Origin of the sequence: Rhizobium laguerreae, assembly GCF_002008165.1 — a bacterium.
Classification (GTDB): Bacteria; Pseudomonadota; Alphaproteobacteria; order Rhizobiales; family Rhizobiaceae; genus Rhizobium; species Rhizobium laguerreae.
Genome location: NZ_MRDM01000009.1, coordinates 101,419 through 117,338, shown reverse-complemented (window position 1 = coordinate 117,338; position 15,920 = coordinate 101,419). Strand labels below are relative to the sequence as shown.

The 15,920-nt window shown below is 60.7% G+C and carries 14 protein-coding genes; 4 read left to right on the top strand and 10 right to left on the bottom strand.

The genetic code is table 11. The annotated features are described in order from the left end of the window. Positions 1–281: 281 nt before the first annotated feature. On the top strand, positions 282–1,913 hold the full coding sequence (locus BS630_RS06835; protein ID WP_077976795.1) for an acyltransferase: 1,632 nt from the start codon (positions 282–284) through the stop codon (positions 1,911–1,913). An 11-nt stretch (positions 1,914–1,924) separates the two neighbouring features. On the opposite strand, the gene BS630_RS06830 is transcribed toward BS630_RS06835, so the two are convergent. Beyond that, positions 1,925–2,812, bottom strand: a complete 888-nt coding sequence (locus BS630_RS06830) for a LysR substrate-binding domain-containing protein (RefSeq protein WP_077976794.1) — start codon at positions 2,810–2,812, stop codon at positions 1,925–1,927. Between the two features lie 111 nt (positions 2,813–2,923). Here BS630_RS06830 and BS630_RS06825 point away from each other — a divergent pair, with 111 nt between their 5' ends. The 3 genes from BS630_RS06825 to BS630_RS06815 are packed head-to-tail and all read left to right on the top strand — an operon-like array spanning position 2,924 to position 6,579. Continuing rightward, the gene (locus BS630_RS06825) at positions 2,924–4,177 is read left to right on the top strand and encodes an aromatic ring-hydroxylating oxygenase subunit alpha (RefSeq protein ID WP_077976793.1); all 1,254 of its coding nucleotides are present in this window, start codon (positions 2,924–2,926) and stop codon (positions 4,175–4,177) included. 10 nt (positions 4,178–4,187) lie between these two features. Then, positions 4,188–5,258: an FAD-binding oxidoreductase gene (locus tag BS630_RS06820; RefSeq protein WP_143529412.1), complete on the top strand. Its 1,071-nt coding sequence runs from the start codon at positions 4,188–4,190 to the stop codon at positions 5,256–5,258. A gap of 40 nt (positions 5,259–5,298) precedes the next feature. Then, complete coding sequence (locus tag BS630_RS06815; protein ID WP_077976791.1) at positions 5,299–6,579, top strand: M24 family metallopeptidase; 1,281 nt, start codon at positions 5,299–5,301, stop codon at positions 6,577–6,579. Positions 6,580–6,693: 114 nt separating this feature from the next. Here the strand turns inward: BS630_RS06815 and BS630_RS06810 are convergent, their stop codons facing one another. The 9 genes from BS630_RS06810 to BS630_RS06770 form a co-directional block, all read right to left on the bottom strand. Further along, the gene (locus BS630_RS06810) at positions 6,694–7,704 is read right to left on the bottom strand and encodes a GlxA family transcriptional regulator (RefSeq protein ID WP_077976790.1); all 1,011 of its coding nucleotides are present in this window, start codon (positions 7,702–7,704) and stop codon (positions 6,694–6,696) included. 226 nt (positions 7,705–7,930) lie between these two features. Beyond that, on the bottom strand, positions 7,931–8,503 hold the full coding sequence (gfa, locus tag BS630_RS06805) for an S-(hydroxymethyl)glutathione synthase (RefSeq protein WP_077976789.1): 573 nt from the start codon (positions 8,501–8,503) through the stop codon (positions 7,931–7,933). A 54-nt stretch (positions 8,504–8,557) separates the two neighbouring features. Next, positions 8,558–9,394 (bottom strand): S-formylglutathione hydrolase, encoded by an 837-nt coding sequence (gene fghA, locus BS630_RS06800; RefSeq protein ID WP_077976788.1) that lies wholly within the window; start codon positions 9,392–9,394, stop codon positions 8,558–8,560. A 3-nt stretch (positions 9,395–9,397) separates the two neighbouring features. Further along, positions 9,398–10,525: an S-(hydroxymethyl)glutathione dehydrogenase/class III alcohol dehydrogenase gene (locus BS630_RS06795; RefSeq protein ID WP_025397058.1), complete on the bottom strand. Its 1,128-nt coding sequence runs from the start codon at positions 10,523–10,525 to the stop codon at positions 9,398–9,400. A 150-nt stretch (positions 10,526–10,675) separates the two neighbouring features. After that, positions 10,676–11,371 (bottom strand): dimethylsulfonioproprionate lyase family protein, encoded by a 696-nt coding sequence (locus BS630_RS06790; protein ID WP_077976787.1) that lies wholly within the window; start codon positions 11,369–11,371, stop codon positions 10,676–10,678. A 15-nt stretch (positions 11,372–11,386) separates the two neighbouring features. Next, positions 11,387–12,328, bottom strand: a complete 942-nt coding sequence (locus BS630_RS06785) for an electron transfer flavoprotein subunit alpha/FixB family protein (protein WP_077976786.1) — start codon at positions 12,326–12,328, stop codon at positions 11,387–11,389. Between the two features lie 25 nt (positions 12,329–12,353). After that, positions 12,354–13,103 carry an electron transfer flavoprotein subunit beta/FixA family protein gene (locus BS630_RS06780; protein ID WP_077976785.1) on the bottom strand — a complete coding sequence of 250 codons (750 nt, stop codon included), beginning with the start codon at positions 13,101–13,103 and terminating at the stop codon, positions 12,354–12,356. Positions 13,104–13,122: 19 nt separating this feature from the next. After that, positions 13,123–13,728, bottom strand: a complete 606-nt coding sequence (locus BS630_RS06775; protein WP_077976784.1) for a dimethylsulfoniopropionate lyase — start codon at positions 13,726–13,728, stop codon at positions 13,123–13,125. Positions 13,729–13,776: 48 nt separating this feature from the next. Continuing rightward, positions 13,777–15,813, bottom strand: coding sequence for an NADH:flavin oxidoreductase (locus tag BS630_RS06770; RefSeq protein ID WP_077976783.1), 2,037 nt, complete (start codon positions 15,811–15,813; stop codon positions 13,777–13,779). Positions 15,814–15,920: the final 107 nt, after the last annotated feature.

Here is a 15,920-nt window from a genome sequence, read left to right as displayed (position 1 = left end):
GCATCAAAGTTTCCAGATGGCTCAGCACGTTGCCGATGATCGGTGGCGCATGACGTCTCTGCAAATCGCGAATTCGGACGGGAGCCGTATCGGCCGCGCAAGATGGAGCGGAAATTCCACGTCACGAAAGATCGGCTTGTGATCACGCCGGCCAACCTTGAAGAAGGCCGCCATTGCCGGAAGTCTTGCTTTTGGACGGATCCGGCCGTCTGATGCAGCGAGACAACGGATCGCTGAATCAGGTGAATATTCGGCGGTTGAACCTGGGAATGAGGAGCAGGATGGATCAGGCCAACAGCCAGCAAACATCGGCAAGCGAAGAGAGGGAAGCGCGCAGGCTTCAATACCTGACCTGGGAACACATAGCGTCGGATCTCGATCATCCCGCTCACCTCTCTCGCAAGGCGGAACTCAGGCGATCATGCGGCGCGGAGCTGGCCGAGACGTCCTACATCGCCGAGAATGCCGCAATCTTCACCGAAAGCCTGACGATGGGCGAGCGGTCGTGGATCGCCGGGCACGCCCTCGTTCGCGGCGATGTGATTCTCGGCGACGATTGCACCATCAATCCCTATGCCTGTGTTTCCGGCACGGTGACGTGCGGTCATGGCGTGCGGATTGCTTCGCATGCCTCGATCGTCGGCTTCAATCATGGCTTCGACGATCCGACCATTCCCATACACCGCCAGGGTGTCGTCAGCATCGGCATCACGATCGGTGACGATGTCTGGATCGGCGCCAATTGCGTGATCCTCGATGGCGCCACCATTGGAAACGGAGCGGTGATCGCCGCCGGAGCAGTGGTCACGGGGGACATTCCCGCCATGGCGATTGCCGGTGGCGTGCCCGCCCGGGTGCTGCGGAGCCGAGGCTCGGCGCCCAAAAAATCCGGCACTGGCGACATCGAAGATCAATTGGTCAGGCTCGGCCAGAAAGCGAAAGACCAATGGCCTGATATTCTTGCGCGCTGGAAAACGGACGGAGCCTATGAATCGCTGGAAGCAGACGGCATCCGCAGACCGGCGATCCGGCATCTCTGCGATGCAATCGAGATCGCTGCCGGCTTCGGCTACCTGCCGCCTTACCTCGATGCGGCGGAGACCGTCGAGCGTCTCCAAGGTCTTCAGGACCGAGAGACCGGCCTTTTCCCGGAAGAGCATGCGCGAATGCATGGCAAGGCGCTCTATAACGTCCTTGCGGTTGGCTATGCGCTTGAACTGCTTGGTTCCGGTCCACGCCAACCGGTCCATGCGGTCGAGCTCGTCGCCAGGGAGCTGGATGAATGGCTGAGCGCTCTGCCTTGGTCGACTCGGGCATGGCACGCCGGAAGCGTGGTCGATGCAATCGGAACTGCCATGTACTTCAATGCGAAGTATTTCGGCATCAGGCATTCACGGCAGGCGCTTTTCGAGTGGCTGAGCCGTAATGCCAACAGCGTTTCGGGACTATGGGGTGAACCGACCGCGGCGGAAGGATGGCTTCAACCGGTGAACGGCTTTTATCGCCTGACGCGCGGCACCTACGCCCAGTTCGGCGTGGCACTTCCCCACCCGCACGCCTCGCTCGAGACGGTTCACCTCAACTATCGCAACCACAAGGGCTTCGTTGCCTCAAAATACAATGCGTGCAACCTGCTCGATACGATACACCCTCTGCTGCTGATTGCCCGGCAGACCGACTACAGGCGGGGCGATGGCGAAGCGATCGCCCGCAAGCTCATATCAAGGGCCCTGGAGAGATGGCAGGATGGCGAAGGATTCCCATTTGCGGATGGTGGTGAGCCGAGTTTGCAGGGAACGGAAATGTGGCTTTCCGTCATTCACCTGGCGGCCGATTTTCTTGGCCTGGCAGATCGCTTCGCATTCGTCCCGAAAGGCGTTCACCGGACGGCAACCGTGGGACTGGGTTTGTGACTATGCTTCGATCACCCGTGCAGTGATGCCGTCAGCCAGGCGGCGGCAAGGTCCCGCGCATTGCTTCGCTTGGCTTTGACGGGCACGATCACGTTGTAACGATCCTCCGCCGCAAGCTCGCCGCCGCCGATCTGCACCAGGGTTCCATCCTCCAGAAAGGTGCCCACCAGCATGCGCCATCCCAAGGCGATCCCTTGGCCTGCGCGCGCGGCTGCGATGGTTTCGGTATAGTGGTTGAACCGAAGCGACGGCTTTACCTCGAGGTTGGCGCCGGTCAGCGAAAACCACTGCGCCCAGCTATACCAGGACCGATCGAGAACATCCGTTTCGATGAATTCGTCGGCGGAGCCGAGCGGGCCATCTCCGCGACGCTTGAGATAGTCGGGAGAGCAGACGGGGCAGATGACGTCGCCATGCGAGGCGATGACGGTGCTATCGCTGAAGGGAGGCACACCATATCGAATTGCCACATCGACTTCTCCGTCATCGAGAGCGATCGAGCTGTCCTGGGATATCACCCGCACCAGGATGCCGGGGTTCGCACGGCGAAATTCGGCCAGCCGCGGCAGCAGCCAGAAAGAAGAGAATGCAACGGTCGCCCCTATGGTCAACACGTCCTGGCTGCGCGACTGGAGCGCTTCCACGCTCTCGGCAATATCGGCAAAGCTCTTGGCCAGCGTGGCTCCGAGGTTGATGCATGCCGCCGTCGGCTCGATCGCTCGATGCTTGCGCACGAATAGGGGCAGGCCGAATTCCTCCTCCAGCAAGGCAATCTGCCTGCTGACCGCCGCCTGGGTGACACCCAATTCGGTCGCAGCCGTGGTGAAGCTCTTCTTTCTGAGCACCGCCTCCAGGGTCACCAATGCCGTCAACGACGGGATCCGTCTTCTAAAGTGCATCACAGAACCCCTTATCGCATGATAAAAACTCATGCGAACCTAATTTTTTATGCCGTTGAAACAACGCAACTGCAAGAGCAATTTGGGGAAACTCTCGCATAAGAGGTTCTGATGCTAAACAAGCTCCCATCTTCCATTTCCGCCCTTCTCGACGCTCGTGCCAATGGTCACTCTCTGCCGGCCGGCCTTTACGTCAGGGAAGACGTGTTCGAAGCAGACATCGACGTCTTCTTCCACAATCACTGGATTTGTGTCGGTCTCGATTGCGATGTTCCCGAACCCGGTGACGCCACCGTGATCGATATCGGCAAGACGAGCTTGATCCTTCTGCGTGACGACGACGGAGAAATTCGCGTCCTGCACAATGTCTGCCGCCATCGCGGCTCCCGCCTTCTCGATCCGGGCAAGACGATCGTTTCAAAACTCGTCTGTCCCTATCACACCTGGACATACGAACTGACGGGTGAGCTCAGCTACGCGCCTCACATGGGCAAGGACTTCGACAAGGAGTGTCGGAGCCTCAAGCCCGTCACTTTCAAGTCGATCGGCGGGCTGGTTTATGTCTGTCTCTCCGACAATCCGCCCGAGGACATTGCCATCCTCGAACAGGCCGTGACCGAGCGCCTCGCCCCCTACGACATCCGAAACGCAAAGGTTGCCTTCCAAACGGATGTCATCGAGGATGGCAACTGGAAGCTGACGATGGAAAACAATCGCGAATGCTACCATTGCTCCGCGAACCATCCGGAGCTTTGCGTCTCCTTCGTCGATCTCGACTTCGGCTTCGACCCGGAGACGCTGAGCCCGGAGGATCGCGAACAGGCCGAGGAACACTTCAGGCTGTATGAAGAGCAGACGAAGGCGTGGGAGTCTGACGGCTTCCCCTCGGCTGCCATCGAGCAGCTCGCCGACTGCGCCACCAACTTCCGCACCCAGCGGCTGATCATCGCAGGCGCCGGCGAATCCCAGACCCACGACGCCACCGCCGCATCCTCCAAGCTTCTTGGGCACATGACCCGCAAGGATCTCGGCGACACGCATCTTTGGGGCCACAACAGCTGGAACCACTTCATGGGCGACCATGCCGTGGTGGCAACCGTCATCCCGCTCTCGGCGGGCAAGACGCTGGTCAGAACCAAGTGGCTGGTCCACAAGGACGCCGTCGAAGGCGTGGATTACGATCTCGACAAGCTGACGGATGTCTGGGTCGCGACGACGGACCAGGACGCCGATCTGGTGGCGCGCTCCCATGCAGGCACTCTCGACCCGGCCTATCAGCCAGGCCCCTACTCCCGCTTTTCCGAGACGAACCTCGACAAGTTCGCCAGCTGGTACATCGATCGGATGCGCGCCCATGGATACTAGGAGCCCGCAGATGCCCGTAGCCAGGGCCTCCCTTCACGACGTCTGGAACCCGGAAGAAGACGACGCGCTCGTCTGCCTCGACGTCCAGCAGGAGACGCATGACGTCAAAACGTTCACCTTTGCCTCGCGTGAGGGCAAGCGGTTCGTGTTCAAGGCAGGGCAGTATTTTCTGTTCGACCTGGAACATAATGGAGACGCTGAAAACAGGTGCTACAGCATCTCCTCCTCGCCGCATCGGACGAACGCCTTCTCCGTGACGGTGAAGCGCGTCCCCGGCGGAAAGATCTCCAACTGGCTTCATGACACCCTGGTTCCCGGCGCGACCGTCAAGGCGAATGGACCGCTCGGCCACTTCGTCAGGCCCGAGACGTCGGGACGCAAGCTTCTGCTTTTGTCCGGCGGCTCCGGCATTACCCCCGTCATGTCCATTCTGCGTGAGATCGCCGACAGTTGCGAACCTGCCGACGTCGTCTTCATGCACGCCGGCCGGACGCCGCAGGATCTGATCTTTCGCGACGAACTGGCCTGCATCGCCCGCAGGCTGAAAGGCCTTCGCCTGCATTTCCTCCCGGAGACCGTGGCCGGCGAGCCGTCCTGGCCCGGTCTGACCGGCCGTATTTCGAAGGACTACATGCGGCTTGCGGTTCCCGATATCGCCGAGCGAACTGTGATGTGCTGCGGCCCCGCCCCGTTCATGGCCGCCGCGCGCGGCATTGCCGCCGAACTCGGCGTACCCGGCTCGAACTACCTGGAGGAAAGCTTCGACGCCGCGGTCATCGACGAACCCGAGATCCCCGTGGTTCAGGAGGCAGCTGCCAAGGTCTTTCAGGTCACCTTCTCGAAGCAGGCGCGCAGCATCGACGTCTCCGGCGACCAGAGCGTGCTCTCTTGTGCGAAAAAGTCAGGCGTCAGGATCCCGTCGTCCTGCGCAAACGGTGTCTGCGGCACCTGTAAGTCGAAGCTTACGTCAGGCACGGTCGACATGAACCACAATGGCGGAATTCGTCAGCGGGAAATCGACGCCGGCTTCTTCCTGCCCTGCTGCTCCAAGCCGCTCAGCGATCTGATCATCGAACGCTGAACATCCGGGGCGTCGTTCACCGCAACAAGGACTGACTGAGATGCTGCGAGAGGAAAGCGATTCCGCCGAGCCGACCGGCTCGACGATCTTCAAGGACGCGCGAAAGCAGGCATACCTCAACCCTGAAGGAGCCGACCGGCCTCTTATCAGTCCTGTGCCGGCTACGACGCTCGATCGGGTTCGCCGCTATCGTCTGGAGCGCCTGCGCGGGAAGATGCGCGAATGGGACTGCGGCGCCCTGCTTCTCTATGATCCCGTCAACATCCGATATGCCTTCGATTCATCGAATATGAGCATCTGGACGATGCACAACGCCTCGCGCTACGCTCTGATCCTCGCCGATAGGCCGGCCATACTTTTCGAATTCGAAGGCGCCGAACACGTCAATGACGGGCTTCCCGGCATCGACGAGATCCGGCCGGCGAAGTCATGGATATTCTTCACATCAGGGAACCTTATGGAACCCCGACTGAAAACCTGGGCGGACGAGGTCGCGGACCTCGTAAGCCGCAATGGCGGCAACAAACGCGTGGCGGTGGACAGGCTTGAACCGGCGGGCGCGTTCGAATTGCGGGAACGCGGCTTCATGCTCTTAGACGGCCAGGAACTGGCCGAGCGGGCGCGATCCATCAAGAGCGCCGACGAGATCGAGCTGATGAGATGGACGATCCGTGTCTGCGAAGCAGGCATGGCGCGGATGTACGAGGTATCCGAGCCGGGCCGCACCGAAAGAGAGATCTGGGCCGAGCTTCACTTCGAAAACGCACGCAGCGGCGGCGAGTGGCTGGAGACCAAGCTTTTGACCGCAGGCCCGAGAACAAACCCCTGGTATCAGGAATGCTCGGACTACGTCATCAAACGCGGGGAGATGATATCCTTCGACACCGATATGATCGGACCCTACGGCTATTGCGCCGACCTGTCGCGTTCGTGGACAGCGGGACATGTGGCGATGAGCGCCAAGCAGAAGGAACTCTACGCCGCTGCCAGGGATCAGATCGAGCACAATCTCGCCGTCCTGAAGCCCGGCATGACGTTCGAAGAGTTCAATGCGCTGTCGTGGCGGATTCCGGAGAAATACCAACCTTATCGATACACGCTTGCTTTGCACGGAACCGGAATGGCGGACGAATGGCCGGGGATCCTTCTGCATCCGGATTTCGACCCTGATTTCAGCGGCATCATCGAGGAGAACATGGTTCTCAACGTCGAAAGCCTGATTGCCGAAGCCGGATCCGAGAGCATCAAACTGGAAACCCAGGCTCTGATCACGGCACGGGGAGCCGAGCGGCTGGACACGTTTCCGTGGGAAGAGATCTGAATAAGCCCAGAGCATGATGCCGAAAAGTGTGATCGGTTTTCGTACGACATCATGCTCTAACTATATAATTTAGAACAGGATGATTGAGGCCGACCCGGCCTAAATCATCCTGTTCTAGTGCGCTCTCGAAGCAGCACGATGCTGTGACGGCGTCTGCCCGAATGTGCGCTTGAAGGTTCTTGTGAACTGCGAGGCATTTTCAAAGCCGACATCCAGCGCGATCTCGATCAGAGGCGCCTTCGACTGGGCAAGGATCGATTTCGCCCGCTCCATGCGAACACGATTATAGGCCTTGGCCGGAGACATCCCCGTCTTGTCGATGAAGATCCTCTCCAGTTGCCGCCTCGACAGGCCAACTGTGGAGGCAAGCTTCTCGATCGACATGCTGCCGTCGACGAACTGTTCCATCGTGATCATCGCCGCCTTGACGCGGGCATCGTCATAATCGTCATAGAGCGGACGCCGGGGCTGGACGTCCGCAGCTGCGCGGGCTCTCTCGATCTGCAGCACCTCAAGTGCGTTTCGTTCGGCGTCGCGGCTGATGTATTTCCTGACCAACAGCGCGGCCATGTCTGCTGAACTGCTGCCGCCGGCGCAGGACCCACGCTGGCGATCGAGATTGAAGAGCCGGTCGGAACGAACGTTGAGATCGGGGAAGCGCTCCCGGAACTCCTTGTAGTGCAGCCAGCTTACACAGGATTCATGCCGCTTCATCAGGCCCGCCGCGGCAAGGATGAACGACCCCGTGCACACGCCGATCAGCGGCACCTTCTTGGCGTCCGCCTGCTTGAGAAAGGCGATGGTCTCCTGGTCGACGGGGTTTTCCACCGTCAGCAGACCGCCGACGACGACGATGTAATCGAAGCGCGACGGGTCGACGAAATCCGACGTCGGCGCGACTTGGACACCACAGCTCGCGGTGATCAGGTGCCTCGTGCTGCCAATCACCTGCCAGTCGGCAAGGACCCTTCCGGAACGATCCTGCTCGTCGCTGGCGAGCCGCAGCGTGTCCACGAAGAGGGCGAAGGCGGACAGCGTGAACGATCGCGCCAGAACGAACCCGACCTTGAGCCGGCTGGCCGACTTCGCAGCGTCATCTGCCTGGCGATGCTGATCGGGTCGCATACTCATCTCCCTGTCGCCTGTAAGAGCGTGCTCATCGAATCCGAAAGACATGCGCTAGCGGATCATGATCGTCAATGAAAATGGGTTTGTCCAATGTTTCCCTTGGCTTCGATCCGGCTAGCCCGGGCGGCCGGCAGGCCGGCGCGCGGCCATCACGGAATATCTCTATATCCCGATAGCGGCAGTTTTGCTGGGGAGCACCGCGTCGGCGCTCCCCAAGGTCAAATCACGCGGCCAGGACGCCGCTCTTCTTGGCCATCCAGGTTGCGATGTAGTCCATCAGGCCAGGGTTTAGGCAATCGTAAGGCTCGAGGCCGGACGTCCTCAGTTGCGCCCTGACAGCGTCCATCTTTGCGGGGTCGAAACCGCTTTCGATGATCGACGACACGAAGGCCGCAAAACCCGGCTTCGCCCAGCCGCTTTCCTGAAAGCGTTCCGGATGGACGAACGACAGTCCCTGGAACGGATGTTCGCGCACGACCGGCCCATACATATGCACGCCGCATTCCTTGCAGGCGTGGCGCTGGATCAAGGCTGTGGAATCGACGACGGCGAGCTTGTCGCCATTCTCCTGAACTTCGACGCTTTCGGTCGGCGCAACTGCCACGACCGAAAAGACTGCGCCCTCGGGCTTCCAGCACTTCGTGCAGCCACAGGCGTGATTGTGGGCGATATCGCTTTTGATCCTGACCTTCACCGGGTTGCTTGCGCATTTGCAGACGAGCGTCCCGCCTTCGAAAGCAGCGTCAGTCGCCCGAAAGCCTGAATCCACTGCCGGATGTATGGCTATGCTGGTCATGGGTTTCTCCTCCCCTTCTGGGCCGTTTGCGATATGCCCGGCCAAGCTCTGCAATCAGTCTCCCAACCTTCGCGCGTGCCAGCGCAGATGGTCTTCCATGAAAGTCGAAATGAAGAGGTAGGAGTGGCCGTAGCCTTCCTGCATGCGAAGCCGCAGGCTGATGCCGGCCGTCTCGCAGGCTTGCCTGAGCTCTTCGGGGCGCAATCCGTCCTCCAGGAAACTATCCGCCGTCCCCTGGTCGACGAGGAATTCCGGGAACCGGTGCCCGTCTTCGATCAGCGAGCAGGCATCATATGCTCGCCAGCGCGCTTCATCGGCGCCGAGGTATTTCCGGAATGCCGGCTTTGACCAGCCGGAGACCGAGGGATGGCTGATCGGCGCGAAGGCCGAGCAGCTGCCGAAGCGTCCGGGGTTCTTGAGCGCAATGGTGATCGCGCCATGTCCGCCCATCGAGTGACCGAAGATTCCCTGTCGGTCCATGTCGACCGGAAATTCGGCTTCGATAAGCTTCGGCAATTCATCGACGATGTAGCTGTACATCCGATAATTCTGCGCGAACGGCGGCTCAGTGGCGTCGACGTAAAAGCCGGCTCCCTTGCCGAACTGCCAATTATCAGGTTCATCCGGGACGGCCTCGCCCCGCGGACTGGTGTCGGGGCAGACGATGATCATGCCGAGTTCTGCGGCAAGACGCCGATACTCGCCCTTTTCCATGACGTTCGCATGGGTGCAGGTCAGACCGGAAAGGTACCATAGAACCGGCAGCTTCCGTGCTTTGGCCTGCGGCGGCAGGAATACCGCAAAGGTCATGTCGCAGTCGCAGGCTTCCGAGCGACCAACGTAGACGCCCTGGGTGCCGCCATGAGAATTTTCGGTCGAGATCGTCTTCATGGCTCAGTACACGACCACGCCGCGGATGCTTTCGCCCTTGTGCATCAGCTCGAAGCCCTTGTTGATGTCTTCGAGCGGCATGGTGTGGGTGATCATCGGATCGATCTGGATCTTGCCCTGCATGTACCAGTCAACAATCTTCGGCACGTCGGTGCGGCCGCGCGCGCCGCCAAACGCCGTGCCCATCCAGTTGCGGCCGGTAACCAGCTGGAACGGACGGGTGGAGATTTCCTGGCCGGCGCCGGCAACGCCGATGATAATGGACTTGCCCCAGCCGCGATGGGAAGATTCCAACGCCTGGCGCATCACCTTGGTGTTGCCGGTGCAGTCGAACGTGTAGTCGGCGCCGCCGATCAGGTCGCCGTGGCGCTTGGTCAGATTGACGAGATAGGGCACGATATCGTCGCCGACTTCCTTCGGATTGACAAAATGGGTCATGCCGAACTTTTCGCCCCAGGCCTTGCGGTCAGGGTTGATGTCGACGCCGATGATCATGTCGGCGCCGGCAAGACGCAGGCCCTGAAGCACGTTGAGGCCGATGCCGCCGAGACCGAAGACGATGGCGGTCGCGCCCATCTCCACCTTGGCGGTATTGATGACGGCGCCGATGCCTGTCGTGACACCGCAGCCGATGTAGCAGATCTTGTCGAATGGCGCGTCGGGATTGACCTTGGCAAGGGCGATTTCCGGCAGCACGGTGAAGTTCGAAAAGGTCGAGCAGCCCATATAGTGGTGGATTTTGTCCTTGCCGATCGAGAAGCGGCTGGTTCCGTCCGGCATCACGCCCTGGCCCTGGGTCGCGCGGATCGAGGTGCAGAGATTGGTCTTGCGCGAGGTGCAGGAATAGCATTCGCGGCATTCCGGGGTATAGAGCGGAATGACGTGGTCGCCCTTCTTCACCGAAGTGACGCCGGGGCCGACATCAACGACGATGCCGGCGCCCTCATGGCCGAGGATCGCCGGGAAGAGGCCTTCCGGATCGGCGCCCGACAAAGTGAAATCATCGGTGTGGCAGATGCCCGTCGCCTTAACCTCCACCAGCACTTCGCCGGCCCGCGGCCCCTCCAGCTGCACGGTCATCACTTCGAGCGGTTTTCCTGCCTGAACGGCAACGGCGGCGCGAACGTCCATTTTGATATCCTTCCTCTTAAACTGAATTCTGATGCTGCATATTCCGGTAGATCGCCCTCTCGCTGATCTGCTTGGCGCGTTACCGCCGAGACTTCAAGCTCTCGCCTTCGGGCTCTCGTTCATCTCAGTCTCGGTGTTGCCAAGGACTCATCACGTCTCCCGCTCAACCTGGCACCAGACCGCAAGCAGCGGCCGGGCTGTGCATCTTATCGCGAAGGATTGCCCCGCGTCGTTTGCAAAGACCGTCCCGATACCGGCAGAGAACCACTGGGAATCGCCAAGGCGGATTTCGCCCGGCGAAAGCAGAATGAAGGCGCGGGGCTGCGTCTGAACATGATCGGGAAATCTTGTATAGCGATCCATGTAGATCACGCCGACCCTGAGATCGGCGCGCTCCTCCATGCCGCCGGGTCCCACCAACACCGCATGGGAATGCGTATTGCCAAAATTCAGGCTTGCGAACGGACCGGAGCGGCCGCGTCTCCAGAGCAGCTTATCGGCGAGACTCTGGAACTGGCCGGCGATCGCCTCGTATTTCCGCCCCGATTTTGCGAGATGGCCGATGGCGTCTTCCAGCCCTTCGGGCGCGCCGGGAAGAGGCCCGCCCTCCGGACGCACCTTGCCGGTCTTGAGCAGCCTCTGGAGAACCTTGCCCGCGACGAAACTTGCGACGGCGGGAGCCTCCGCCGACAGCATCAGGCCGCCGACATCATTGAGGAATTCCTGCAGCGGCCGAGAGCGCCGCTCTCTGCCGATGTCGTGCAGCCGTATGTATGCCGGCTTCTCGTCATCGTTGAGAAGAAGGTCGGCACCAGGTTTGATTGGACGTCCCACGACGCGCGCCACGTTCGGTCTCCCCGGTTAGAGCGCCTTTTGCAATTCCGGCAGGGCGTCGAAGAGATCGGCGACGAGGCCATAGTCGGCGACCTGGAAGATCGGCGCCTCCTCGTCCTTGTTGATGGCGACGATCACCTTCGAATCCTTCATGCCGGCCAGATGCTGAATGGCGCCTGAAATGCCGCAGGCAATGTAAAGCTGCGGCGCCACCACCTTGCCGGTCTGGCCGACCTGCCAGTCGTTCGGCGCATAACCGGCGTCGACGGCGGCTCTGGAAGCGCCAACGGCGGCCCCGAGCTTATCGGCAAGCGGCAGGATGACCTCCCTGAATTTTTCCGCCGAGCCGAGTGCCCGGCCGCCGGAGATGATGATCTTGGCAGAGGTCAGCTCCGGCCGGTCGGAGGCCGACAGCGCATCGCCGACGAAGGTCGACAGCCCCGGATCGGAAACCGCCGGGATCGCCTCGACGGTGGCTGAGCCGCCTTCCGGTGCAGAGGCGAAGGATGCGGTGCGCACGGTGATGACCTTCTTGGCATCGCTCGCCTGTACCGTCTGAATGGCGTTGCCGGCATAGATCGGCCGCTTGAAGGTGTCGGACGAGATCACCTCGATGATCTCGGAGACTTGAGCGACATCGAGCAGGGCAGCGACGCGCGGCAGCACGTTCTTGCCGACCGAGGTGGCGGCAGACAGGATCGTGTCGTAGCTGCCGGCCAGCGAGACGATCAGGTCGGCGAGCGGTTCGGCCAGATTGTTGGCGAGGTCGTCGCTTTCGGCCAGCAGCACCTTGGAGACGCCGGCAAGTTTTGCCGCCTGTTCGGCAGCGGGCTTGGCAGCCTTGCCGGCAACGAGCACATGAATATCGCTTGCCTGTTCCTTGGCGATCTTTGCGGCTGCCGTCAGCGCCTTGGCGGTCTGGTCGGACAGGCTGGCATTGTCGTGGTCAGCCAGAAGAAGAATGGTCATGATGATGGCTCCTGTTCCAAGCTGATTACAGCACGCCGGCTTCGTTTTTGAGCTTGTCGATCAGTTCGGCGACCGACTTGACCTTGACGCCGGCCTTGCGGCCCGACGGCTCCTCGGTCTTCAACACCTTGAGGCGCGGCGTTGTGTCGACACCGAAATCGCTTGGCGTCTTCTTGTCGAGCGGCTTCTTCTTCGCCTTCATGATATTAGGCAACGAGGCATAGCGCGGTTCGTTCAAGCGCAGATCGGTGGTCACAACAGCCGGCAGCTTGATCTCGATCGTCTGCAGGCCGCCATCGACTTCGCGGGTGACGGTTGCTTTGCCATCGCCGATCTCGATCTTCGAGGCGAAGGTCGCCTGGGCAACTCCCATCAACGCCGCCAGCATCTGGCCGGTCTGGTTGCTGTCGTCATCGATCGCCTGCTTGCCTGATATGATCAGCCCCGGCTGTTCGGCATCGGCGACAGCCTTCAAGATCTTGGCAACCGTGAGCGGCTCGACTTGATCGTCGGTCTCGATGAGGATCGCCCGGTCTGCACCCATCGCAAGGGCGGTCCTCAGCGTCTCCTCGGCTTTGGCCGGACCGATCGAGACGACCACCACTTCCTCGCACTTGCCGGCTTCCTTCAGCCGCAGCGCCTCTTCCACCGAGATCTCGTCGAACGGGTTCATCGACATCTTCACATTGGCAAGCTCGACACCCGTGCCGTCCGGCTTCACCCGGATCTTCACGTTGTAGTCGACAACCCGTTTGACTGGCACGAGTATCTTCATGGGCAACCCCCCTTTATTTCTAAACTGCTGGCCGTTCGGCAAGTAATGCCCAGAAGGCGAAGAGCGGCGTGTCGAGCGACCTCATAGCATGCTTGATGTCGGGGACATTGTAGAAGGATCCGCCGATGCCGGGCGAAAACCACTCCCCTTCCCCCTGCTGGAACTCTCCCTCGGATAGTACGAGGTAGACCTCCTCTGGCGCATGAACGTGGTCGGGATAGCGCACCTGAGGCGCCATCAACGTCACGCCGATCCATAGGTCGCTCCGCTCCTCCAATCCTCCCGGGCCGATGATCATCGCATTGGCATGCCCACCGACAAAATTGTCGCTGGCCGTGTGGTCATACTTGCTGCGCCGACGCCATTCAAGCATTGGCTCGATGCCTTTGAACCCGTCGATCAATCGCGTCAGCGAAGGATAGGCCGTATCGATCGAGAGCGCCACATCAAGCTGAGCGCAAACGGGCAACCGGCTTCCCTCCCCCACGCGCGCAGCCCCCGGGCGCTCCAGCGCTGCAAAAATCTGACGGATCGAGCGGCGGGCTTCCGGGGCCTTGGCGAACTGATCGAAAGCCACGAAAGTCGCGTCCAGGAAAACCTGCAGGCTTTCATTGCGTAAACTCATGTCATCACCTCCCGAGACGATCGGCTGGCAAGCGGTCCGCTCTTGCGATCAGATATCTTTCGCAAGGCGCAGCCCGTCATAGACGGCGGCATGCGTGTTGCGTGCGGCGACCGCATCGCCGATCCGGAACAGCTGAAACTTGCCATCAGGATTGCGAATGACGGACTGAGGTTCTCCGGAAAGAAGCTGATCGTGCGACATCTCGCCGAGATTGCTCGAGCTGGGCTTCAGTTCGAAATAGAGCTCGTCGAGCGGAATGGTTCCATGATTGACGACGATCTGGTCGAAGCTGTGCTGCCTGGCGATCCCGCCGTAATCGCTGCCGACATGGGCGACGAGTTGGTTGCCGCTCTTCTCGACGGCTTCGAGACGGTAGGTGACGGTGAAGGTCACATCGTGCTTCTGAAGAGACCGCATATAAGGCACCAGGTTCATGGCCATGACCTCGGGCGCGAAGGACCGGTCCGGCGTCATGATCTCGACCTTGGCGCCGGCCTTGGCAAGAAACTCCGCTGCCTGAAGGCCGGCATGATCGCCGGCGTCGTCGAAGATCAGCACGTTAGTTCCAGGCTTCACGTCGCCGGAGATGATGTCCCATGACGAGACCACCAGGTCGTTGCCGCTGGCGAGAACCTCGGTATGCGGCAAGCCGCCGGTCGCGATGATGACGACATCGGGGTTCTCGGCCTGGATGGTATCGGCTTCCGCCCAGGTGTTGAAGTGGAAGGTGACATCGTATTTCTCGCACTGGCTCATGCGCCAGTCGATGATGCTGATCATTTCCCTGCGGCGCTCGCTCTGGGCGGTGAGGCGGATCTGGCCGCCGGGATTGTTCGCCGCTTCGAAAACGACGACCTGGTGGCCGCGTTCTCCGGCGACGCGGGCCGCTTCCAAACCGGCCGGTCCGGCGCCGACAATGACGACCTTTTTCTTGGCCTCAGCTTTCGCCACGATATGCGGCATGGTCAGTTCGCGGCCGGTGGCGGCATTGTGAATACAGAAGGCGGCCCCGCCCTGGTAGATGCGATCGAGACAGTAATTGGCGCCGACGCAGGGACGAATATCGTCTTCCCGCTTTTCGATGATCTTGCGGACGATATGGGGGTCGGTCATGTGGGCGCGGGTCATGCCGATCATGTCGACCTTGCCGGAGGCGATCGCGTGGCGCGCAGTGGCGACGTCAGGAATTTTCGCCGCATGGAAGGTCGGGAAATCGGTTGCGGCGCGAATTTCGCCGGCGAAATCGAGATGCGGCGAATTCGCCATGCCCTGGATCGGGATTACGTCGGTGAGACCCGCATCGGTATCGATGTGACCGCGGATAACGTTCAGGTAATCGATCAGGCCGCTTGCCTTCAGACGCTTGGAGATTTCGATGCCGTCGCCCTTGCCGGTACCGCCGGGAAGACATTCGTCGGCGGTGTAGCGCACGCCCAGAATGAAGTCGTTCCCCACCCTTTGCCGGATCGCCTTGAAGACGTCGAAGCAGAAGCGCAAACGGTTGTCGAGCGAGCCGCCGTAGGGACCGTCGAGCTCGTTGGTGAGCGGAGACGTGAACTGATCGATCAGGTGGCCGTAGGCTTCCAGTTCGACACCGTCCATGCCGCCTGCCTTCATGCGCTCGGCAGCGTCGGCGAAATCCTTGATGATGCGCTCGATGTCCCAATCTTCCATCTTCTTCGGGAAGGCGCGGTGGGACGCCTCGCGCTGATGCGATGGCGCCACGACAGGCAGCCAGTCGCCCTTGTCCCAGCGCGTGCGCCGGCCGAGATGAGTGAGCTGAATCATGATCGCCGCACCCTCTTCATGCACGGCGTCGGTCATTTCCCTGACCCAGGGTACGATCTCGTCCTTATAGGCGAGCAGATTGTTGAACACCGGCGGGCTGTCTCTGGAAACCGCAGCCGAGCCGGCCGTCATCGTCAGGGCCACCCCGCCCTTTGCCCGCTCCACCGTATAGGCACGGTACCTCTCCTTCGGCATGCCGTCTTCCGGATAGGCCGGTTCGTGGGAGGTCACGATGATACGGTTGCGTAGCGTCAGATGCTTGAGCTGGTAGGGTTGAAGAAGGGGATCGTTCGACATGGGCCGTGGTTCCGGATTAAAAACGTCAGGGCAGACGCTAAGCATAATGTACATATGTGTCAACATTGAAAACAACTGGGTCGTTGTTTTCGACACTGATGTACATT

Coding starts and splice junctions, on each gene's coding strand:
- BS630_RS06835 (WP_077976795.1), top strand. CDS start 282: ATGGATCAGGCCAACAGCCAGCAAACATCGGCAAGCGAAGAGAGGGAA.
- BS630_RS06830 (WP_077976794.1), bottom strand. CDS start 2,812: ATGCACTTTAGAAGACGGATCCCGTCGTTGACGGCATTGGTGACCCTG.
- BS630_RS06825 (WP_077976793.1), top strand. CDS start 2,924: ATGCTAAACAAGCTCCCATCTTCCATTTCCGCCCTTCTCGACGCTCGT.
- BS630_RS06820 (WP_143529412.1), top strand. CDS start 4,188: ATGCCCGTAGCCAGGGCCTCCCTTCACGACGTCTGGAACCCGGAAGAA.
- BS630_RS06815 (WP_077976791.1), top strand. CDS start 5,299: ATGCTGCGAGAGGAAAGCGATTCCGCCGAGCCGACCGGCTCGACGATC.
- BS630_RS06810 (WP_077976790.1), bottom strand. CDS start 7,704: ATGCGACCCGATCAGCATCGCCAGGCAGATGACGCTGCGAAGTCGGCC.
- gfa (WP_077976789.1), bottom strand. CDS start 8,503: ATGACCAGCATAGCCATACATCCGGCAGTGGATTCAGGCTTTCGGGCG.
- fghA (WP_077976788.1), bottom strand. CDS start 9,394: ATGAAGACGATCTCGACCGAAAATTCTCATGGCGGCACCCAGGGCGTC.
- BS630_RS06795 (WP_025397058.1), bottom strand. CDS start 10,525: ATGGACGTTCGCGCCGCCGTTGCCGTTCAGGCAGGAAAACCGCTCGAA.
- BS630_RS06785 (WP_077976786.1), bottom strand. CDS start 12,328: ATGACCATTCTTCTTCTGGCTGACCACGACAATGCCAGCCTGTCCGAC.
- BS630_RS06780 (WP_077976785.1), bottom strand. CDS start 13,103: ATGAAGATACTCGTGCCAGTCAAACGGGTTGTCGACTACAACGTGAAG.
- BS630_RS06775 (WP_077976784.1), bottom strand. CDS start 13,728: ATGAGTTTACGCAATGAAAGCCTGCAGGTTTTCCTGGACGCGACTTTC.
- BS630_RS06770 (WP_077976783.1), bottom strand. CDS start 15,813: ATGTCGAACGATCCCCTTCTTCAACCCTACCAGCTCAAGCATCTGACG.